The sequence below is a fragment of the Evansella clarkii genome, from assembly GCF_002019695.1.
Lineage (GTDB): Bacteria > Bacillota > Bacilli > Bacillales > Salisediminibacteriaceae > Evansella > Evansella clarkii.
On the sequence record NZ_KV917376.1, the window covers coordinates 4,905,003 to 4,925,807 of the forward strand.

General features: G+C 42.4%; 19 protein-coding genes and 1 pseudogene. 7 read left to right on the top strand and 13 right to left on the bottom strand.

Features of this window, described 5'->3' with window-relative positions; all coding sequences use genetic code 11:
* Window positions 1-9: 9 nt before the first annotated feature.
* Together BK582_RS23315 and BK582_RS23320 are read right to left on the bottom strand one after the other, a co-directional pair.
* A complete protein-coding gene (locus BK582_RS23315) occupies window positions 10-546 on the bottom strand; it encodes a Spo0B C-terminal domain-containing protein (protein ID WP_078597327.1) in 537 nt (178 codons plus the stop codon).
* 65 nt (window positions 547-611) lie between these two features.
* Window positions 612-1,766, bottom strand: coding sequence for an ATP-binding protein (locus BK582_RS23320; RefSeq protein ID WP_218190758.1), 1,155 nt, complete (start codon window positions 1,764-1,766; stop codon window positions 612-614).
* Window positions 1,767-1,993: 227 nt separating this feature from the next.
* Here BK582_RS23320 and BK582_RS23325 point away from each other — a divergent pair, with 227 nt between their 5' ends.
* Complete coding sequence (locus BK582_RS23325; protein ID WP_078597329.1) at window positions 1,994-2,953, top strand: agmatinase family protein; 960 nt, start codon at window positions 1,994-1,996, stop codon at window positions 2,951-2,953.
* Between the two features lie 284 nt (window positions 2,954-3,237).
* On the opposite strand, the gene hemY is transcribed toward BK582_RS23325, so the two are convergent.
* The 5 genes from hemY to BK582_RS23350 all read right to left on the bottom strand — a co-directional run bounded on the left by hemY (window position 3,238) and on the right by BK582_RS23350 (window position 9,752).
* Window positions 3,238-4,656: a protoporphyrinogen oxidase gene (hemY, locus tag BK582_RS23330; RefSeq protein ID WP_078597330.1), complete on the bottom strand. Its 1,419-nt coding sequence runs from the start codon at window positions 4,654-4,656 to the stop codon at window positions 3,238-3,240.
* 6 nt (window positions 4,657-4,662) lie between these two features.
* A complete protein-coding gene (gene hemH / locus BK582_RS23335) occupies window positions 4,663-5,592 on the bottom strand; it encodes a ferrochelatase (RefSeq protein WP_078597331.1) in 930 nt (309 codons plus the stop codon).
* A gap of 14 nt (window positions 5,593-5,606) precedes the next feature.
* Window positions 5,607-6,662, bottom strand: a complete 1,056-nt coding sequence (gene hemE / locus BK582_RS23340; protein ID WP_078597332.1) for a uroporphyrinogen decarboxylase — start codon at window positions 6,660-6,662, stop codon at window positions 5,607-5,609.
* Between the two features lie 219 nt (window positions 6,663-6,881).
* The gene (locus tag BK582_RS23345) at window positions 6,882-9,047 is read right to left on the bottom strand and encodes a transglycosylase domain-containing protein (protein ID WP_078597333.1); all 2,166 of its coding nucleotides are present in this window, start codon (window positions 9,045-9,047) and stop codon (window positions 6,882-6,884) included.
* Window positions 9,048-9,239: 192 nt separating this feature from the next.
* On the bottom strand, window positions 9,240-9,752 hold the full coding sequence (locus tag BK582_RS23350) for a type 1 glutamine amidotransferase domain-containing protein (RefSeq protein ID WP_078597334.1): 513 nt from the start codon (window positions 9,750-9,752) through the stop codon (window positions 9,240-9,242).
* 219 nt (window positions 9,753-9,971) lie between these two features.
* Here BK582_RS23350 and BK582_RS23355 point away from each other — a divergent pair, with 219 nt between their 5' ends.
* The 3 genes from BK582_RS23355 to BK582_RS23360 all read left to right on the top strand — a co-directional run bounded on the left by BK582_RS23355 (window position 9,972) and on the right by BK582_RS23360 (window position 12,573).
* The gene (locus tag BK582_RS23355; RefSeq protein WP_078597335.1) at window positions 9,972-10,718 is read left to right on the top strand and encodes a cytochrome c biogenesis CcdA family protein; all 747 of its coding nucleotides are present in this window, start codon (window positions 9,972-9,974) and stop codon (window positions 10,716-10,718) included.
* Between the two features lie 18 nt (window positions 10,719-10,736).
* A complete protein-coding gene (locus tag BK582_RS27400; RefSeq protein ID WP_169911233.1) occupies window positions 10,737-10,892 on the top strand; it encodes a hypothetical protein in 156 nt (51 codons plus the stop codon).
* A gap of 475 nt (window positions 10,893-11,367) precedes the next feature.
* Window positions 11,368-12,573, top strand: coding sequence for a M20 family metallopeptidase (locus BK582_RS23360; RefSeq protein WP_078597336.1), 1,206 nt, complete (start codon window positions 11,368-11,370; stop codon window positions 12,571-12,573).
* A 69-nt stretch (window positions 12,574-12,642) separates the two neighbouring features.
* On the opposite strand, the pseudogene BK582_RS23365 reads toward BK582_RS23360, so the two are convergent.
* From BK582_RS23365 to BK582_RS23390, 6 genes and pseudogenes are all read right to left on the bottom strand, one after another.
* Window positions 12,643-13,563: pseudogene (locus BK582_RS23365) on the bottom strand (IS3 family transposase); the annotation flags it as partial.
* The gene (locus tag BK582_RS23370) at window positions 13,518-14,189 is read right to left on the bottom strand and encodes a helix-turn-helix domain-containing protein (protein WP_088035827.1); all 672 of its coding nucleotides are present in this window, start codon (window positions 14,187-14,189) and stop codon (window positions 13,518-13,520) included. The gene BK582_RS23370 and the pseudogene BK582_RS23365, both read right to left, overlap by 46 nt.
* A gap of 112 nt (window positions 14,190-14,301) precedes the next feature.
* A complete protein-coding gene (locus BK582_RS23375; protein WP_078597337.1) occupies window positions 14,302-15,042 on the bottom strand; it encodes an EcsC family protein in 741 nt (246 codons plus the stop codon).
* 32 nt (window positions 15,043-15,074) lie between these two features.
* A complete protein-coding gene (locus BK582_RS23380; RefSeq protein WP_078597338.1) occupies window positions 15,075-16,307 on the bottom strand; it encodes an ABC transporter permease in 1,233 nt (410 codons plus the stop codon).
* A complete protein-coding gene (locus BK582_RS28405; protein WP_078597339.1) occupies window positions 16,297-17,046 on the bottom strand; it encodes an ABC transporter ATP-binding protein in 750 nt (249 codons plus the stop codon). Before BK582_RS28405 ends, BK582_RS23380 begins: the two co-directional genes overlap by 11 nt.
* 64 nt (window positions 17,047-17,110) lie before the next feature.
* Entirely contained in the window at window positions 17,111-18,268 is a 1,158-nt protein-coding gene (locus BK582_RS23390) for an MFS transporter (RefSeq protein ID WP_078597340.1), read from the bottom strand.
* 171 nt (window positions 18,269-18,439) lie between these two features.
* Here BK582_RS23390 and BK582_RS23395 point away from each other — a divergent pair, with 171 nt between their 5' ends.
* The 3 genes from BK582_RS23395 to BK582_RS23405 all read left to right on the top strand — a co-directional run bounded on the left by BK582_RS23395 (window position 18,440) and on the right by BK582_RS23405 (window position 20,654).
* Window positions 18,440-18,874 (top strand): HIT family protein, encoded by a 435-nt coding sequence (locus tag BK582_RS23395; RefSeq protein ID WP_078597341.1) that lies wholly within the window; start codon window positions 18,440-18,442, stop codon window positions 18,872-18,874.
* 217 nt (window positions 18,875-19,091) lie between these two features.
* Window positions 19,092-20,180: a 3-phosphoserine/phosphohydroxythreonine transaminase gene (serC, locus tag BK582_RS23400; RefSeq protein WP_244895467.1), complete on the top strand. Its 1,089-nt coding sequence runs from the start codon at window positions 19,092-19,094 to the stop codon at window positions 20,178-20,180.
* A gap of 111 nt (window positions 20,181-20,291) precedes the next feature.
* Window positions 20,292-20,654: a hypothetical protein gene (locus BK582_RS23405; RefSeq protein WP_078597342.1), complete on the top strand. Its 363-nt coding sequence runs from the start codon at window positions 20,292-20,294 to the stop codon at window positions 20,652-20,654.
* The last annotated feature ends 151 nt before the right edge of the window (window positions 20,655-20,805 follow it).

Sequence of the window (20,805 nt, forward strand, 5' to 3'; positions counted from 1 at the left end):
AACCAGCTTTTAAACGTCTGCGTCCAGCACTATAAAACAGCTCTTATTATCCCATTCCATTTTCTCAATAAAATATTCGTTTTTTTTCCTGAAATCCAGGAACTTTCTCTGTGCGGAAGAATCCAGAAGCAGTTCTCCCTGAAAATCCAGTTCTAATTTGAAGCCTTCAATATCTTTAAAGATAATTAGCAGATGATTATCATCACCATAGTTTGCGTAACTGTCAAACAGACTGAACAGTCCCGAAAGTATTTCATTAATATTATGCTCAAATTCAGACCAGTCTTTCTCTCCTGTTACAGTTTCCACCGCAAGAAAATAAGGATGACTTTCCCAGTTGAATGTTACCAGCTTTGATGCGAGTTTAGGGATGTTCATATTTGTCAGATGACTTTCATTTCTGGACTGCTGGATTACTTCGTCAATTATAGTCGCCGCTCTGTCTATTCTTCCCATATCAATATTCCCTTTAATCAGCTGTAATCTGTTCAGCCAATCATGGCGGTAGTTTTTTAATATCTCGAGTATTTCCCGTTCCCTTGCCATATTAACACTCCTAAATCGTCATCTGCGGTGCAGTTTCCATCTTAACACAGGATCAGTAAATTTTTTCATATTTTATTCTGATTAATGGATGAAAGGCTGCTGTTAAAAGTTATTTTAAAGCTTGTCCAGTTGTCAATTGAATAAACAGAGATATAACCATTATGTTTACTGACAATTTGCTTTGTTATCGCAAGCCCCAGCCCTTTCCCCAGTTCTTTCGTTCCTACAAAGGGGTCAAAGAGACTGCCTTTCAGCATCTGGGGGATGGGCGGTCCATTATTGGCTATTAAGAGGATGACTTCGTCGTCTTCCATCACATCAAGTGAAATTTTAATTTTCCTGTCCTCAGGTTTATTTATCAGCGCATCCACCGCATTCTGGACAAGTTTATAAAGAGCCAGTTTTAACTGGTCTTCTATTCCCGGGAGGTTCACATCCTTTTCATAAAAAGCTTCCATTTCAATCATATGTTCCTGAAAAACCGGATGAAAGGCATGGATAGTAATTTCAATTAATTTTTTTAAAGAGACAGCAGTAATATTCGTATCCTGATGGTTTTTATTATTTGACAGGAGTAAAATCTGGTTAACCTGTTCTTCCAGTTCGTTGATTTCCTGATTTATATAGTGAAAATACATATGTTCTTCTGAAGGTGCGGTAAGACGGCTTTCAAGCAGCTGAACAAATCCTTTTATCGATGTCAGAGGATTACGAATTTCGTGCGCAAAAGTGTTGGAAAGTTTTGTGAGTGTTTTCATTCGCTCCGATTCAAGCTGTTGTAATTGCTCATTCTTTTTTCTTAGTTCATCATTTTTAACCTGGTCTGCGTACAGGGAAACCGATTTATGAAGGTAGAAATAAAATTTATTCAGATTAGCTATGCCATTGGCTTTTTCTACATCAGGGAGCTTCTGTTCTGTTATCCAGGATTCAACTATTGCTCTGGAGTCTTCCAGAAAAAGAGCCAGATCCTTCCAGTCAATCCCCTTTGAAATTCGGTATTTTTCTATTCCTTTACCAGCCTGGGAAATTCTGTCCTCATTTGGTTCTGTTATAAAATCAAGGAAGTATCCAAATATAGTCCGGATATTATATTCCAGGTCGGCTTTAAAGTGTACATGGGTACCGAACCTTGTATTAAAGCTTTCAACTAATTCACTGACGATTGAATATTCTTTCTTACCCAGTTGTTCCCTTAAACTGCTCGTAATTGGATTCAATTCTGCTTCACCTCGTTTCATATCCACCAAACTAAAGTATATGATAAAATCAGCGGCAACTTGTTAATAACTTGTCGACAAATTATTCCTTTTCAAAGTTAGAAATAGGGAGAAGTTTAACCCCTTATTGGAAAGGGTACTAGATTTAACATTAAATTTCATGATAGTTCTGTCCTATCAGCATACTTTTTTTAAAACAGTTTAACAAATAAAAGGAGGTTACATAAATGACTGATAAAATAATTTATGGTAATACACCTAGTTTTCTCGGGGGAGAAAACCTTGTGAAAAATCCTGAAAAGATGAAAGATATGGATGTTATCGTATATGGGGTGCCATGGGAAGGGGCAGTTACATGGGGCGATTACACAGGCTGTGAGCTGGGTCCTAAAGTAATCCGCCTTTGTTCAGCAAGGTACAGCGGATATCTTCCTGAACTGAATCATCTTGATATTTTCGAACATCTTAAGCTGGGTGATAAAGGAGATGTGGACGTTGTACCTGCCGAACCACCAAGGACAATGGACAGAATTAAGGAATTCTCTAAAGAGATTTGGGATTCTGGCGCCTTTCCAATCGCTCTTGGGGGAGACCATGGGATAACCTACCCAATACTTGAAGGGCTGGCGGCAAGCCAGGATAAAAAAATCGGGATTATTCACCTCGATGCCCACTATGATAACAACGAATCATCAGAAGGGGACCCTTATGGAAGAGGCGCACCTTTTGCCAGATTATATGAGGCTGATAATGTAAGAAATGAAAGTCTCGTGCACATGGGCATACACGGTCCGCGAAATAAGCCGGAAAACGGCAAAGCTGCAAACGAAGCTGGTGCCACAACCATTACCGTCAATGATATAAAAGATACAGATGATCTAAGAGCTTTAACGAGGAGAGCATATGAAATTGCCTCCAAGGATACAGATGTAGTTTATTTAAGTATTTGCAGTGATGTACTTGACCACGCTTATAACCCTGGCGGCCCCGTTGACGGAAACGGACTTACGTCCCATGAACTTGTGACCATCGTCCACGAAGTATGCAAACAAGGTGCTGCAGGCATGGATTTCGTAGAAGTATATCCTCAGCAGGACGGCAATGATTTCAGTTCCCATTTCGTCTCCACAGTATTGCTTTACGCAATGGCTGGAGAGATTGAAAGAAGAAAAAACAAAAAAAATTAAAAAAAAAATAAAAAAGGTTAAAAAAGGGGTTTAAGTTATTTGAGTACAAGGTATATAGCTAATATAACTCCCCCCACTTTCTCATATTTCCTCTCCCTGTGGAAAGCCGCACGTCCGGTTAGCGTGCGGTATTTTTTTTGTCCAAAAAAGGATAAAGCTATCTCATTGTTGATTTGAACGAACAAGGATAAACAGACTTAAATATGTACACAAAAAAGGGTTCAATTATCTATTTACGATAATTGAAACCTTTTTTACTTAGGAGAGGCTGTTAAGTCCCTGCCTCATTTAGCTTCGGATAAGATTTTTTCAGCGGCAGCTTTTCCCTGGTCGATACAGTCAGGTATTCCTATTCCGCCAAAGGATGCTCCTGTTATGAGGAGACCAGGCAATTCAGCCTCCACGGACTTGTATACATCCTCCAGCTTCTTAAGATGGCCCACTTCATATTGCGGCATTGATTTTTTCCAGCGTTTAATCAGGTGAAATTCAGGTTTGCCATCGATCTCCATTATGTGGCTGAGATCCTTTAGTACGGCATCTACAATTTCCTCATCCGATTTATAAACAATCTCCTCATCTCCTGCCCGTCCTACATACCCTCTAAGAAGTGCGTAACCTTCAGGAGCAGACTTTTCCCATTTTCGATGAGTCCACGTACAGGCGGTGATAGAATAATCTGATGCCCTTGAAACGACAAAGCCAGCACCATCGATATCCTTTTTTAAAGATGACTCAGGAAAAGCCAGAACTACTGTAGCAACAGAAGTGGATGGCATCTCATTCAGATAGCTAATGTCAGCTCTGTCCTTCAGCAAGTCATAAGTTATATTATGTGGGGTAGCCATTATCACATTATCTACCCTGTCCTCAGAACCATCCTGAAATTTCAGCAGATAGCCGCCATCGAGCTTATTAATACTTGAGAGCACCGCATTTTTCTTAACTGAATCTGTATCAAGATGTTTTTCTACGGCGTCCACCAGGGTCTGCAGCCCGCCCTTGAAGGACAGAAACATTCCAGGAGCTTTTTTGCCCTTTGTATTCTTTTGCGGCTGTTCCCCCTGTTTAGCGATGGAAGATTTCATTCCTAAAACAAGGCTGCGGTATTTTTCTTCCAGCTGCTGAAAATGTGGGAATGTAGCCTGCATACTCAATTTATCCAGATCTCCAGCATAGATTCCTGATAATAGTGGATCAATCAGACGGTCCACAACTTCATTCCCTAGTCTTTTCCTGAAAAATTCCCCGAGAGCAATATCTTCACCCTCTTGCGTTACCCTTGGTCTTACGAGATCCCCGGCAGCGCGTATTTTACCTGCAGGGCTGAAAAGCTTTGTCTGAAGAAATGGCCCCCATTTAGTAGGAATTCCCAGAATGGCTCCCCCTGGCATAGGGTAGAGTTTGTCGTTAAACAAGATATAGGACTGGCCTGAACTGTTGCGAATCAGTTTGTCCTCGATACCAGTCTCCTTTGCCAGGACAGACGCGCTCTTTTTACGGGCGAGGAAGGAGTCCGGCCCCTGTTCTATCGTAAAGCCGTCTCTTTTCACTGTCTGGATTTTTCCTCCGAGCTGGCCGGATGCTTCATAAAGCACATACTCTGCATCAAGCTGGTTAGCTTCTATTTCTTTTTTTAAATAAAAAGCAGCACTCAGACCTGTGATTCCACCGCCAATAACAGCAATGCGTTTTTTAGCCATTCTTGATCAACCCTTTAAATGTTTTTCAATTACATCTGCAAGAGTACTGATAAATTCTGGTTTGGAATTTGGCATTTCCGGACGGTAGTAGCCTGCGCCAACTTCGTCAGTAACCACTTTGCATTCATAATCGTTATCATAAAGCACTTCCAGGTGATCAGCGACAAAACCAACCGGACAGTAAACAAATGCTTCATACTTATGTTCATGATACAAGTCCCTTGTTAAATCCTGAACGTCAGGGCCGAGCCAGGGCTCAGGTGTATTCCCTTCACTCTGCCAGCCTATTTCGTAATTTTCGATGTCTGCTTTTTCTGCAATCAAATCTGCAGTTTTTCTCAGCTGTTCCGGATATGGGTCCCCGCTTTGGAGAATTTTTTCAGGAAGGCTGTGGGCAGAGAAGATCACTACATGATTTTCCCGCTCTGCGTCTGTCATTTGTTCTCTCGTCTTTTGAATCTGATCCGCCCAGTACTCGATGAATCCTCGTTCCTCATACCAGCTGTCGACACTGGTGATTTCAGGGCCATCTATTTTTGCAGCTTCTTCTTTCGCTCGTCCATTATAGGATTTAACACTGAAAGTGGAATAATGAGGAGCAAGGACGATACTCACTGCTTCTTCAATCCCGTCTTCCTTCATTTGGTGTACTGCATCCTCAATAAACGGGTCAATATGCTTAAGACCCTGATAAGATTTGAATTCTCTGCCTTCATATCGTCTGTTCAGCTCTTCTTCAAGCTTTTTCGTCTGATCTTCAGTTATCTTTGCCAGGGGTGAGATTCCCCCGATAGCTTCATAACGTTCAATAAGGTCGTTCAGCTGTTCTTCCGAAGGTTTTCTCCCGCGGCGAATATGAGTGTAATAAGGCTCGACCTCCTCGAGACTTCTTGGAGTTCCGTATGCCATTACTAGTAATCCTGTCGTTTTTTTCATCTTCTGCACCTCTTTTAGTTCTGCTCCATTTTAGCCAGCTTTTCTGCTGAATACTCATGTACAAAGCTTGTGAGACGTTTTAGTGTTTCTGGTTTAATTTCCGGGAAGACTCCATGCCCCAGGTTGAAAATAAATCCTGGCTGTTCAAGCCCCTGGTCGACTATTGCTTTCGCTTTTTCTTCAATTACTTCCCATGGAGCCATCAACACTGCAGGGTCAAGATTTCCCTGCACCGTTTTCGTTATTCCGTCCCGTCTTGCTTCTGCAATCGAATAACGCCAGTCCAGTCCTACAACGTCAACCGGCAGATCATGCCAGTCTTTCGTCAGGTGCCGGGCACCTACACCGAACGTAATTAAAGGAACCCCTTCTTCTCTCAGCTCAGAGAAGATTCTCTCCATTACCGGCTTAACAAATTTCCTGTAGTCCTGCTGATTCAGAGCGCCTACCCAGGAATCAAAAATCTGAATGGCCTGCGCTCCGGCTTTAATCTGTGATTTAACGTAAGTTATGGTTGTATCAGCAAGCCTGTCCATTAGCAAAAACCATGCTTCAGGCTGGGAGTACATGAAAGCTTTCGTTTTATTATAGTTTTTTGAAGGACCGCCTTCAATCATATAGCTTGCCAGCGTAAATGGCGCACCACTAAAACTGATTAAAGGGACTGTAAGCTGATTTCTCAGTATCTTTATTGTTTCTAAAACAAAGTCCACGTCTTTTTCAGGCTCGATTACTCCTAATTTTTCCACGTCGCGAATGTTTTCGACCGGGTTGGAAATCACCGGGCCAACGCCTGATTTAATTTTCACATCCACCCCGATCGCCGGAAGCGGTGTCATTATGTCTTTATAAAGAATCGCAGCATCATTATTGTACTGGTCAACCGGGAGTTTAGTAACATACGCACAGAGCTCAGGCTGATGGGTAATCTCTTCAAGAGAATATTTCTTCTTAAGTTCCCGGTATTCCGGCTGGGAACGTCCAGCCTGTCTCATATACCATACAGGAACATGGTCGATTTTTTCCTTTCGGCATGATTTCAGAAACTGATCATTAAAAGTCTGACTCATTTTGGCCACTCCTTTATTTATAACCCTTATTTTGTGCAGAAAAAGTTAATTTTTACGTTTCTCTGATCCTCATACAAATCTTTTTAACTATACTAAAAGCTCACATGTATTGTACACATAATCGGGAAAAATGTCATAAAATCGCTACACTTATTCTAATGTTAGAATTATTAGTAAAAAAAAGACTGACAGGTCACCCTGTCAGCCGCAATGAATTAATTATGATGCATCTTCTGATTTTGAAAATAAGCTGTAATTCGCGTGTACAGTATTTGAAGCGTCTCCTTCCCTGTCAATTTGAGGATTATAAGGAACGACCACGTAAGAGCCTGGAGAAAAAACATTGGCACTTTGAACTGTATAGCTTGTTTCTCCAGTAACTTCAGCGATTTTATTATTCCCGGACGATGTTACTTCGTATACATTATACTGCAGCCGTTCATCATCACTGCCGCTCCAGTTAAGCTCCACTCTTGCCCCTCTCCAGCCAAGCGAAACCTCTGCAGTCAAGTCGTTAATCTCCACAAAGCGAATCGGATCTGACAGGTCGCTTACTTCTTCAGGAGGCTCGAATGCCGTGCTCAGCGACTCATTTCCAGCCAATCCGGCTGTCAATACAGACTTAAAAACTCTGGTGGGGACACTGCTTCTCTCTGTAAGATAATTATTTTCATCGGTCCTGTCCTGCCCCATCCACAGAGCCCCGGCAACTTCCGGAGTATAGCCGGCAAACCAAACATCACGGCTCGCGCCAGATATACCTTCAAATTGAGTAGTGCCTGTTTTCCCTGCAAGAGGCCCTTCATAACTGCCAGCTTGTCCAGTCCCTTCAGTGACGACGGCTTCAAGCATCCTCGTCATATACCATGCAGTCTGCGGGGAGAATACTTCATGCTCTGTTTCTTCATGGCTCGCATAAATTTCACCATTTCGGTCAGCAATTTCTTTTATAAAGTAAGGTTCTTTGTAAATTCCGTTATTCGCAAACGTAGTGTAAGCAGCTGCTATATCAAGCGGACTGACTCCTCCGTCAAGCCCTCCAAGAGCAATCCCAAGACCTTCTTCTTCAAAAACAATATTCTGCTTTTCCAGACTGTCTTTCGCCGTCTCCAGCCCAATCTCATTAAGCAGCCAGACTGCCGGCGCATTTGCAGAATCTTTCACAGCGTCATACATGGACAGCTCTCCACGATAATTCCCGTCCACATTTCCAGGAGAATAGTCGCCATAGGAGAGCTTCTCATCTTTTAACAGAGAATATGGCTCATACTCTCCTGTTTCCAGAGCCGGAGCATAAACTGCAAGGGGTTTAAAAACTGAACCTGGCTGCCTCTTGGCGGTTACCCGGTTAAACCCTTGTCTAACATACTCCCTTCCTCCCTGAGCCGCTAATACTCCCCCTGTTTCGTTATTTATGAGCACAAAACCGCCATCAGGCTTAATTTCACCTTCAGCTGCCGGGAAATTCCCCTCTTCCTGGAATGCATTGTATGCAGCCTGCTGTATCTCAGGATCCATTTCAACGACAATCCTGTATCCGCCTTTTAAAACTTCTTCCTGAGTCAGATTATACCGTTCCTCCGCTTCCTCTAAGACGAGATCCACATAAGACAAATAAGCAGGATTCTCTGTCATCCTTGCTCCCTCTGTCGGGATGGTCCTGCCTTGAAGCCTGACTGTTTCCTCGGCTGAGAGATATCCGTGTCTTTCCATTAACCCCAGAACAAGATCCCTTCTTTCCTTGCTTCGTTCGGGATGCTGTAACGGCGAATAATTATTGGGGCCTTTCGGAAGCGCTGCAAGCAATGCTCCTTCATCTGCAGTCAGTTCACTTACATGCTTGTCGAAGTAAAGCTTGCTTGCTGCCTGAACCCCATGTGCTCCATGCCCGAAATAAATACGGTTCAGGTACATTTCAAGTATTTCTTCTTTATCATAACGAACTTCAAGATTAACAGCGATCAGCACTTCCTGAATTTTCCTCCACCACGTTTTTTCAGGTGAAAGAAACACGTTTTTAGCCAGCTGCTGGGTTATCGTGCTGCCCCCCTCTACTTTCGCTCCGGACGTAACAACCCTGTATGCAGCTCGTCCAACAGAGCGGAGATCCACTCCTTTATGATCAAAAAAACGGTGGTCCTCCACAGCAAGGAATGCATGCTGAACATGCTCAGGAATGTCATCAAGGGCAACGAGCTCTCTGTTTTCCAAATATAAACTCGTTATTACATTTCCCTCTGTATCTTCAATAGATGTAGCCGCATCCATTACAAGTTCTTTATTATCTATAGCATAATTGCCAAACAGAACGATACCAAATATGACAGTAAGTGCTCCGGCTGCTAGCAGAAGAAAAAATGTAACTATAAACTTTAATTTAGCCATCGCTCCACCTCCATTACAAAACTATAATACTTCATATTCTGATGTTTGGCGACAGCCTCCCTGCCCTCAGTACGAAAAAAAGCTGTATTTTGACTATATATACGTTATTCTGTGAAAAATGTTTCATTTCTTCAGTCTCACGGGATCCCAAAAAAAGCCCTGGCTCTTAATGAACCAGGGCTTGCGAGTTATTTATTTTAATAGCTTTACAGCTTCGCGGTTAAACGCAGGAAGGTCATCCGGCTGACGGCTTGTAACGAGATTTCCGCAAACTACTACTTCTGCATCAAATACATTTGCTCCGGCATTTTCCACCTCTGTTTGAACAGATTTAAAAGCTGTCATTTTGCGTCCTTTTACAACCTTCGCATTTGTTAACAGCTGCGGGCCGTGGCAAATTGCAAATACAGGTTTATCATCCATAATAAAAGGTTTAACAAACTCTACGAATCTCTCGTCGCCTCTGAGCATATCAGGAGAGAAACCTCCCGGAATAAACAGTGCGTCAAAATCTTCGGGTTTTGCATCATCGATTCCAAGATCAGCTTTTGTTTTCTCTTCCCCCTGCTTACCTTCAAGTTCTTTTCCTTTTTCGTCACTGATAACTATTACTTCATGGCCTTCTTTTTCGAAAGCCTCCTTAGGACTTGTAAATTCGGAGTCTTCAAACATACTTGTCATAACACAGGCTATTTTTTTACTCATGAATCAACACCCTTTCTGTTGAAGTCTAATCAGCTTTTTCCCCTATGGATTTATTCTTAAACATGCCTGGTTGAATACCAAAAGTGACATAAATATGACGATCTCCGATTGCTGTGTTCTGGCTATTAAAAATCCGTTATAATATACTAGGCAGTAGTTTGTTCTCATATACTGTCTCTATAACATGTGGCAGTTTGAATTATACTGGAGGTACCTTAAATGCAATTGCTTAGCATATTTCACATTAATGAACTGACTTTCCTTACTATGTGGGTAGCACTGTTCGCCGGAGTAGTGTCTTTTTTATCCCCATGTGTTTTTCCCCTTGTACCGGCCTATGTTGCCCAGCTAACTGGAAGCGGCATTTCGGATAACAAGGTTATGGCCGACCGCAGGCTCATCTTATCAAGAAGTATAGGTTTCATTATCGGTTTCACATCTATATTTCTCATTCTCGGAGCTTCGTCCTCATATATAGGACATATATTCTTCCAGAACAGGGATCTCCTTGAAAGGCTGGGAGGAATCATTATTGTTTTATTCGGCCTTCAGCTGATGGGGATTTTTAATCTGAACTTTCTTCTGAGCGAGAAAAGGCTGATGAAACCGACAAAAACAACGAGCTTCGGACGGTCTGTTCTGTTCGGCCTCGTATTCGCTGCTGGCTGGTCTCCCTGCATTGGACTTGTATTAGGTTCAATTCTCACCCTGGCGGCTCAAAGCACCGATACATTTGGAGCAATGTTCCTGCTGCTGATGTATTCGCTCGGGCTTGGGATACCTTTCCTTATTGTGGCTATCCTTTATTCTAAATCACTTGATAAAGTACGTAACCTAAATAAATTCCTGCCAATTATCCAGAAAACGAGCGGGGCAATAATGGTTATTCTTGGGATACTGTTATTTACGGGACTGTTTTTCAGAATGGCTTCTTACCTGTCTCAGTACATCCCGTTTAATATTTAAGCTTAAAACAGTGTTCACGTGCTGTTAAAGGATGCCGTTATCGGGGGCTTTATTATTAAAAAGACGTATGAATTAGCATACGTCTTTTTCTTTATTAATCAAGTTTGGGGCGATATTTCATTAATTATGACTATAGCAATGGCGATTTTTTACGACAGAGAGAAATCTTTATAATTCCTGAATGAGGGCGATTCTTACCTTCAGCTCAGGATTGCTTCCTCTGAATTCAATAGACGGAGAGATTCCGCCTATTAACTCGAAAAAATAGAAAATGCACCATTTTGCATCACATAACCGGAAAACCTCTCCTTATATCACTCCGAAACAAGCTCCGATATGCATATAAACGGAAAATCTCCGGTTATTTTACTTTTGCTGATTAATCCCACGAAGGACAAGACGGCTAATTAGAAAGGTTTATCTCAAAAACAAGATTGATGCATTACGGTGACACGCTCCTCAAGTTAGTCTGGTTTCACTTTATATTTCTTCAGACTTTTCTGCACACTTCTCCGTCTGTTTATAGTACACTTATAATATTCATGGTTATATCATAGAAATTATTTAATCTTTTTTTTACTTAGCAGACAGGATTCCTTAAGAATTCTGGAGAATTATTCGGGGAACGAAACAAAAAGGAGTGGAGAGAATGCTTGAACAGGCAGCACAGTTAGAACAGTTAGATGAGCTTATCGAAGGTCTTTATGAAGAAATGGTGGAAATCCGCAGATATCTGCACCAGCACCCTGAGTTATCATTTGAAGAGGTGGAGACGCCGAAATATATAGCAGAATATCATCGAAAACTAGGTCTTGAAGTTAAGGAAAATGTTGGCGGCCGAGGTGTTACTGCGAGGCTTACAGGAGGAAAACCAGGCCCTGTAGTAGCGTTAAGAGCCGATTTCGACGGCCTTCCGATACAGGATGAAAAAGATGTTCCATACAAATCTAAAGTTCCAGGTGTAATGCATGCCTGCGGCCATGACGGCCATACGGCTGAATTATTGGTTCTGGCAAAAGCTTTAAACAGAATTAAAGAAGATCTCGCAGGAACTATTGTATTTATTCATCAGCATGCAGAGGAGTTTGCTCCAGGCGGTGCTATTGCAATGATTGAAGATGGATGCCTTGAAGGTGTGGACGTCATATTCGGAACGCATTTGTGGGCAACTGAACCCACCGGGAAGGTACAGTATACAAAAGGGGCCATGATGGCAGCAGCTGACCGGTTTGAGATCGTAGTGAAAGGGAAAGGCGGCCACGGTGCTCAGCCTCATAAAACGAAAGATTCCGTTCTGATAGGTTCTCAGATTGTACAGTCACTTCAGCATATTGTGAGCAGAAGTGTCGACCCTATCGACTCTGCAGTGGTAAGCGTCGGTGCTTTCGAGGCAAAAAATGCTTTTAATGTGATAGCCGACAGCGCAAAACTGACAGGGACAGTCCGTACATTTTCTCCTGAAGTACAGGAACAGGTGATCAGCGATATGAAGCGGATTGCCGACGGAGTTGCTGCAAGTTACGGAGCAACAGCAGAACTAACCTATTATAAAGGCTATCCTGCTCTCATTAATCATGAACCAGAAGCAGAGTTTGTAAGCAAGGCTGCTGAAGAAACACCTGGAATCGAAGAAGTGGAGCTTTCCAGGCCACAGATGGGCGGAGAAGACTTCAGCTATTACTTACAGCATGTAAAAGGTGCATTCTTCTTCACTGGCGCTAAGCATCCTGACTGGTCTGATGAGGAGACATATCCTCACCATCATCCAAAGTTTGATATTGACGAACGGGCAATGCTCCATGCAGCGAAAATTTTAGGAAGAGTCACTTTAAAGGCTTTCAGCAAATACGCTTAATTGTATAACAAAACCACCGGGCAGTGAACAGCACCCCGTCAAGTAGACAGCTGAAATAATAAAAATGTATTAAGCGGCCTTAGCTCTGTACTCACAGGGACTGAGGCCGTTTAGTTTTTCCTGGTAACGGTAATGGTTATAGAACTGTATGTAGTCATCAATGTCTTTTTGTAGTTCCTCGAAAGTATTGTATGAACCAAGCCTGTATTTTTCACACTTCAATTTGCCCCAGAACGACTCCATCGGGCCATTGTCAATACAGCGGCCAACACGGGACATGCTTTGCTTCATATTCGCCTGTTCGATCATTCTCTTAAAAGGATGGGAGGTGTATTGAAATCCTCGGTCACTGTGTAACAGTGCCTGTGAATCAGGTGCTGCCTTCAGAGCTTTTTTCAGCGTTTTAAACACGAGCTCATTGTTGTTTGATTTACCAAGTACATAAGAGATCACGCTGCCATCATGGAGGTCCATAATGGCACTGAGGTAAGCCTTACGGTTACCATACTTCATTTCTGTCACATCAGTTACCCACTTCTGGTTTGGGCGATCTGCCTGGAATTCGCGATTCAGTACATTTTCAGCTGTATGCTGGGGTGAAGAGTATTTATAACGGCATTTCTTACGACGAATGACAGACAAGAGGTTAGCACTTTTCATAAGACGGAGAATACGTTTATGGTTCAAAGGCTCCTTAAAGATCCGGTTCATCGAAATCGCCATTCTCCGATAGCCATAAATACCCTTCAACTTATGTTGAAGAAGAGTCATCTCTTCCATAACTCGTCGATTTAATTTCTCTCTGGCCGAAGGTCTGCGATTCTTCCATTTGTAATATCCCTGCCTGGAAACATGGGCAATGTCACAAAGTAACTGGACAGACATATTTTCTTCCGTGCTGAGTTCGTATATAGCAGTGTACCGGCTATGGTACCGGGTCTCACTCAATACCGCCTCCTTTCGATCTCCTCCAACTTTTTTAAGAACGCATTTTCCGCACGAAGACGCTCGTTCTCTATTTTCAGCTTCTTCATTTCTTTTTCTTCTTTTGTCATTTCTTTTTCCGTTCTTTGCTTTCCACGATTATCCTGAAGAGCTTCTTCCCCACCTTGAAGGTACTTTCTTACCCAGCTGTAAATCTGTGCATAAGAAACCTTGTGAATCTCCACTGATCGGGCATAATCTTTCCCATGAGCCAAACAGTCTTTAACGATTTCAACCTTTTCCTCGAAACAAACCTTCTTTCCCTTGGTCATAGAGCGACTCAATCCTTTCCTGTCATCCTTAAGTGCTTTATGACCATTATAAAGCTCGACCCATCCCATGAGAACCGATCTAGTTGAGATCCCATATTTCCTTATAACTTCATTTTGTGAAAATCTGCCGGAGAGATAGTCACGAACGGCTGCCTGCTTTAGTTCGGCTGAATAAGATGTATGACTCCTTATTGGTTCCAGGCTCTCAGCGCCGGACTCTTCATACAGAGCCCTCCAATTCCTAATGGTTCTTGCATTAAGACTATATTTTCTGGCTACCTCTTCACCAGGGAGGTCCCCTTCGTTATATTCAGCGATAATCCTAAGTTTTTCTGATGCCGTAAAGTCTTTTCTAGACACAAAAACTCCCCCAAAGGTAAACAGATTTTGTTTATTTCATCTGTCTACCTTTGGGGGAGCATATCACAGCTTGCATGCACCCGGTGGTTTTTATTTTGTCTGTCACTCGTTTTTAATCATTCAGCTGCTTCAGAAGTCTGTGCCTGTAGCTGTTTTTAGCATACTCAGCAAGGACATCAAGATAATGATAGTTTGCTGCAGCACCTACGATCGCCCCGAAACCAGGAATGAGCTGAAGTGTTTTCGGGAGATCGATGAAATCACGGTATTCCAGCTGAAATGTCTTCCAGTCCACAGAATTCAGAAATTCTGCTTCATCCGGTAAATCTGCCTTCTTTTCTTCCCAGTTCGTTATCTTCGAAAATGCCTCCCGCTTTTTTTTCTCTTTTGAAAAACAAAGCTGAAATACATTGAGAAGAAACAGCCTTTCACGATAATCTGCAGGATCAAAACCATAAATTTTACAGGCATCGAACAGAAACTTCATTTTTATAGTCAGGAGAAGAGGAAAATCCACTGCACCCAGTACAAGGCCTCCAGCGCCTGTCCCTGCTCCTTCAACCGCCGCTGTTCTTTTATACATAGAAATACGGTCTGCCAGCACTTTCTCCCGCTCCTCGAGCGACCCCTCTTCCAGCCTTTTCTGGTCTGACAGGTAATCACTCCCTGCCAAAGCAGCACGCACCATCTGTTTCACACTTTCCGAAACAGTACGATGAATTCTTTCCGGGATTTTTTCATTGATTTTCCTCTGCCAGTTTTTTGCTATTTTACTGGCAGCTGACGGAGACCTGAGTGTTTTTCTCTCCCACCGCTCCAGTTCACTAAACGCTTTTTCGCTGTACCCTGGCATTTTTCCACCTCTGCAATCTGAACTAAATCACTTTATTCAGCAGCTCCTGACGCATTCCCGTACACTTTTCCAAGGCGGACAGAGCTGTGGTAAAAATAAACGGCAGCAGCAAGAAGTAATACAACCAGACCATTTACCGGGCCGTATAAAACCGTAGTGAAAACACCAAAAATTACCGTCTGAAAACTCCCAAGCACCTGCACCCAGAATTTATGGCTTTCAAACTTCCCCTGCTCCTGGCCCGGATACAATTCCACCATACTGCTCATGTTGAAATGATGCCTTAACGTTTCAAGCTGAAGGGCAGTCATGTAGGCAAACGCTGCAGCTATCAGCCAGCGGCCCCAGTCCAGCTGCACGACAAACAGAAACAGAAGACCAAGTAATGTCAGTCTTATATAAATTCCAAAATAGTCATTTGACCTGGCAAAAGCCCTGCTGAATAAATATCTGTACACATTGCCCTGTTTGTAGGCCACAAACCTGAAAAGAAAGGATAGCCAGTTTCTTGGCCTGACTTTTGACTTAAGAGCCGGGACATCCGTAAATGAATTAGCTATCCGGTAAAAGGTCATTACCGTCTGGTCTTCAATATCAACTAAACGGTCCCATTTAAGACTATGTGTTTTAGACAGCTTATAGAAGTATGCAAAATAAAAAATTAACAGGAATGCAGCCAGCCCGCCGATCAGCCATATCGGCTGTACGGAAAACAAAGCATACACTGTAACAATGTTAAGACCCGCCCGAATAACTGTATGAAGCCTGTAACGGGATTGTTCCTGTATCCGCTGTTCTTCAAAACCGCTGGCCAGGTTCCACCATTTAAGCCCGCTAAGAAGGAGAAAAATACTCAGGAGCAGACTTCCTGAGGGATGAATCCGGTCAAAAAACAACGGAGCAAGAATCAGCAGCAGGAAAGCCATATAAAAGGTTTCCATCAGCCAGCTGTATATAATGGAAGACCTGAAATACGGAGCCATTTTCCCCTCTCGCGGAGTGAGAAAAAATAAGTCTCCTGTTTTGGCAAATGTTCTTACGCGTCCCCTTGTAATAAACCATGAAAAAAGGGCTGTAAAAAATAAAACAGCAGGAAAAGTTTCCGGAAGCCATTCCAGAAACTGCCCGTAATAATAGCTTCCAAAAACAAAGAGGAGGTAAATGGTGAACAAAAATCCGCTGTTTGCAATGAGCCTCAAGTATTTAACGGCCATCGCCCAGTAATCAGATCGTCGTTTATCCCATAGCTTCTTTTCATTCCACATGGTTATCTTCCTTAGTCATTTCAGTGTATATATCATCAAGATCTGATCCTGGCATACCAGCCTGTTCCTGAAGTTCGCCCAGGGTTCCCTGAAGTATAATCCTTCCATTATGAAGAAGGATGAACCGGTCACAATATTTTTCCGCTGTAGCAAGAATATGTGTGGACATCAGTATACCGCAGCCCCGTTCTTTCATTTCCAGCATCCGGTCCAGAAATGATTTAATCCCTAATGGGTCGAGACCGACAAACGGCTCATCCGCTACATAAAGAGCAGGACTGACGAGAAATGCGCACATGATCATCACTTTTTGCCGCATCCCTTTCGAGAAGTGGCTCGGGAACCAGTTACCCATTTTCTCCATTCTGAATTCTTTTAAAAGAGCTTCCGCCCGTTCTTTAAAAGTCTTTTCATCCAGGCCGTATGCCATGGCTGTGAGCTCCAGATGCTCCCATAATGTCATTTCCTCGTAGAGCAGGGGCATTTCAGGAATGTAAGCCATGCTCTGCCTGTATTCATCCCGATTTTTTGCCCAGGTCTTTCCCGATAGTCTCACTTCCCCGGAGTGCGGTTCCATAAGCCCAAGAATATGTTTAATCGTTGTGCTTTTACCGGCACCATTCAGGCCGATGAGACCGACAATTTCATGCTTTTTTACTGCAAAACTAACTTCATGAAGCACAGGCCTGCTTCTTTGATAGCCGCCTGATAATTTATCTACTTTAAGAATAGGTTCCATACACATTCTCCTTTAAAAGGTTCGTCCATTTCCTACTATAAATGATTCCGGCAGGCTTGAAAAGTTAAGTGCGGGAGACAGGAGCAGGATGGGCCTGTTTCAGCATGTAAGCCCCTTGCACTGCGACTACAGCCATCAGGACAAACCACGCAGTAAAATATGGGGAAATAAAGTCTCTTACTGCAGCAGCAATAAACGGCCCTGTAATTGTTCCTGTGGAAAATACAGCAGACAGGAATGCAAAAGCCATTCCTCTGCTTCCATCTCCAGTCTTTTCTGCCACAAGAGTCATCATAGCGGGAAAAATAATGCCTGATGCAGCTCCGAATAAAAGAATGCTGTAATACGGCAGCATTTTATCTGAGAACATCATTATTCCAAGAGCTGCAGCCATTAAAATTAATCCGGATAAGGCTCTGATGTCGCTCCGGATCCGGTGGAGGAAAATGAAGGCGAGCACGAGCATCGTACCTATGCCCAGCAGGCTTGTGAGTTTTCCGGCTTCTCCTTTCGAAATTCCTTGTTCTACTATTAAAAACGGAAGCTCATACATTAAAATACTCTGAGCGAACATAATGGCAAATGCAGTCAGAAAAACGGGATAAAAGAGAGAATTAAAAGCATTGCCTTTGATTACTTGCTTCGATACATTACGTTTTACGAGCACCGGCGGCTGTTCCAGAAATAAAACTGCTAAACAGAAAGCTGTTCCTGTCAGGACAGCAATGATTAAATAAGCACCATCGGCCCCGTATTTTTCCCCTGCCCAGCCGCCAAGCGCAGGAGCAGCCGCCATTGCCAGGGTAACCATAAATGTATTGAGTGCCATATTTCTGCTCTGTGATTCACTGTTTCTTGCAAACGAAGACAGAAAGGCCATACATGCAGGAGTTAAGAAAGCCAGTATAAAGCCGTTTAGTACTCTCAAAATAAACAAATGGCTTGTCTCCTGAACGAAAATATGGGCAAGAAAAGATATTGCCAGCATTAATAATGGTATAACGATAAAAAGCTTAGGGCCTGTCCTGTCGATTGACAGACCCGCAAGAAGGTTGCCTCCAAGATTTGCAAAGGAAGCCGTGCTCAGCATTAATCCTATGACCATACTGCCTGCCCCAAGGGAAACAGCAAGAGGAGTAAACACCGGGTACTGCATATGAACACTTATAAATATCAGCAGAAGTATAAGATGCAAAACTATCTTCTCTCTTCTGTATCTCATTCACAGACCACCTCGCTCCCCTATTCCTATGAGCCTCCCGTTAGAAATATGCTCATAGTCTGGTCAAGCGGCCCTTTCATATGACCGTATTTCAGCTATCAGACATGCTTTTTTGTTTACAAGGAGAATTATGATAATATAGAGGAAAATTAATGTACAGAGGTGGTAACTATGGCATTTTCTAATGATTGTATTTTCTGCAAAATTATTAAAGGTGATATTCCATCAGCAAAAGTTTATGAAGACGAAGACGTCCTGGCATTTCTTGATATCAGCCAGGTAACGAAAGGACATACATTAATTATCCCGAAAAACCACGAAGAAAACGTTTATGAGCTTTCTGAGCATACAACTAAAACACTTTTCTCAGCAGTGCCAAAAGTAGCTAAAGCAATTAAGGCAGCATATGATCCTGTTGGATTAAATGTTTTGAACAACAATGGCAAGGAAGCAGGGCAAACTGTCTTCCATTATCACCTGCACCTGCTGCCCCGCTATGGTAAAGGAGATGGGTACGGTGCTGTCTGGCATGACCACAGCAGCCAGTATTCGAGCGAAGACTTGCAAAAAATGGCGGGAGAGATTTCCGTTAAAGTTGTGAGGTAAATCTTTTATCTGAAGAGCACGATATCTATAAAGGAAATAAGCACCATATACAGGTTAAACAGAAATCCTTTATTATTTGAGGATTTCTGTTTTTTCTTTACAAAATCCTCTTAATTTTAAGCTAAAAATACTTTAATTTTGTAATCCGTTAAACTGCCGGCAGGAATTTCAGAATTATTTAAGAATGTATTTAGATAGAGAAATGGAGGGACACACAGTGAACGTAAAATATAATTTTAATCCAGGCCCAAGCGCTCTGCCCCGGGAAGTACTCAAGATAGCAGAGAAAAATATGTTTAACTATAATAATTCAGGAATGTCGGTCATGGAAATGAGCCACAGAAGCAGTCTGTATGAAGAAATTCACTACAATGCCCTGAACTTAATCCGTAAACTCCTTAAAATTCCTGATGACTTCACTATTCTGTTCATGCAGGGAGGCGCCAGTTTGCAGTTCGCTATGCTGCCGCTTAATTTTCGCCAAACGGGCAGACAGGCTGCTTACGTTCTTACCGGTTCCTGGTCGGAAAAAGCGTTCCAGGAAGCTTCCCGGACAGGCAGTGCCTATGCCCTGGCATCTTCCGGAGAATCCGGATACAGGACTCTTCCATCTGTTGATTATACCCATTGCCTGCCGGAAACTGACTATATCCATTTCACTTCCAATAATACGATCTTTGGGACTCAGTGGGGAGAAATTCCTCAGCGTGAAAGCATCCCGTTGTTTATCGATGCTTCGAGCGATATATTCAGCAGACAGGTAAACTGGAAAAATACAGACCTGTTGTACGCAGGAGCACAAAAAAATGCCGGCCCTGCCGGAGTGACGATTGTCGTGCTTCGTAATGAATTAGTAAAAGATACTATCGAAGGAGTCCCTCATTATCTGAACTACAACACACATATGAAAGCTGATTCTCTGTACAATACTCCACCTGCACTTTCCATATACGTGCTCGGTCTGATGCTGGACTGGATAAGTGAACATGGCGGAACGGAAGAAATGGAAAAAAGAGCAGAGCAAAAAGCAGGCGTTATTTATAATTTAATTGATTCAAGCAACGGTTTTTATAAGGGGTATGTTATGCCGGATGCCAGGTCTAAAATGAACATTACATTTAACCTGAGAAGTAAAGAACTTGAAGAAAAGTTCCTGCAAAAAGCGAATGATGCTGGTTTTACCGGACTTGCAGGCCATCGTTCCGTCGGAGGGTGCAGAGCTTCTCTCTATAACGGAGTTCCGGAAGAACACGCTGAACAACTGGCTTATTTTATGGAAAAATTTCAAAGACAATCTTTGCATTAACAAAATGAAGTATTAAAGTAATTTATAATTGTAATATTCTTTCTCTGTAATAAAAAAACTATATATTAATATTTCTCTCAAGAATAATTAACTAAAATAAAGGGTGAGTTTATGATAAATAAAACATATATAGCAGGAATTATAACGGGAACCGTTTTAGCTGGCGGTGCCCTACTGCTTTCAACTACCGGCACCGGGCGCAGTGCCTATGATAAGTATGATCAGGCAAAGGATACGCTGCTTACATCCTGGAACGAGCTGAAGATAGAAATCGAAGAGTTCTTAATTACTGTAAACGAGTTAAAAGACAAGGCAGTTTCCCTGATAAAAGAGTATGTTCCCTCTTTAAAAAAGCGTCTGGAACAGCTGAAAGAGGAGTTTAAGCCACTGGCAGAGGAAGTAAAGGAACTAGTATCAGAAATTGAAGAAATTCTTCTTGCGCTTACTAACGAACTTAAAAAGGTTAAGGAATAACGCTGGCTGATCAGCGTTTTCCAAAACTAATTTTCAGAAAATACTGAAATGAACTTGTGAAAATTTATTATATTATGTTATGATGTTAATATCATTTTCCTAGTAAAATAATGAATTTTTAGAAAATATTTATTGAGGATCTCGAATGGAG

Bases quoted from the DNA above. Each gene is read 5' to 3' on its own strand.
- BK582_RS23350 (WP_078597334.1), bottom strand. From the start codon at position 9,752: ATGAGTAAAAAAATAGCCTGTGTTATGACAAGTATGTTTGAAGACTCC.
- hemH (WP_078597331.1), bottom strand. From the start codon at position 5,592: ATGAAAAAAACGACAGGATTACTAGTAATGGCATACGGAACTCCAAGA.
- BK582_RS23345 (WP_078597333.1), bottom strand. From the start codon at position 9,047: ATGGCTAAATTAAAGTTTATAGTTACATTTTTTCTTCTGCTAGCAGCC.
- BK582_RS23315 (WP_078597327.1), bottom strand. From the start codon at position 546: ATGGCAAGGGAACGGGAAATACTCGAGATATTAAAAAACTACCGCCAT.
- BK582_RS23375 (WP_078597337.1), bottom strand. From the start codon at position 15,042: ATGCCAGGGTACAGCGAAAAAGCGTTTAGTGAACTGGAGCGGTGGGAG.
- hemE (WP_078597332.1), bottom strand. From the start codon at position 6,662: ATGAGTCAGACTTTTAATGATCAGTTTCTGAAATCATGCCGAAAGGAA.
- BK582_RS23405 (WP_078597342.1), top strand. From the start codon at position 20,292: ATGATAAATAAAACATATATAGCAGGAATTATAACGGGAACCGTTTTA.
- BK582_RS28405 (WP_078597339.1), bottom strand. From the start codon at position 17,046: ATGGAACCTATTCTTAAAGTAGATAAATTATCAGGCGGCTATCAAAGA.
- BK582_RS23355 (WP_078597335.1), top strand. From the start codon at position 9,972: ATGCAATTGCTTAGCATATTTCACATTAATGAACTGACTTTCCTTACT.
- BK582_RS23390 (WP_078597340.1), bottom strand. From the start codon at position 18,268: ATGAGATACAGAAGAGAGAAGATAGTTTTGCATCTTATACTTCTGCTG.
- hemY (WP_078597330.1), bottom strand. From the start codon at position 4,656: ATGGCTAAAAAACGCATTGCTGTTATTGGCGGTGGAATCACAGGTCTG.
- BK582_RS23325 (WP_078597329.1), top strand. From the start codon at position 1,994: ATGACTGATAAAATAATTTATGGTAATACACCTAGTTTTCTCGGGGGA.
- BK582_RS23360 (WP_078597336.1), top strand. From the start codon at position 11,368: ATGCTTGAACAGGCAGCACAGTTAGAACAGTTAGATGAGCTTATCGAA.
- BK582_RS23380 (WP_078597338.1), bottom strand. From the start codon at position 16,307: ATGTGGAATGAAAAGAAGCTATGGGATAAACGACGATCTGATTACTGG.
- BK582_RS23395 (WP_078597341.1), top strand. From the start codon at position 18,440: ATGGCATTTTCTAATGATTGTATTTTCTGCAAAATTATTAAAGGTGAT.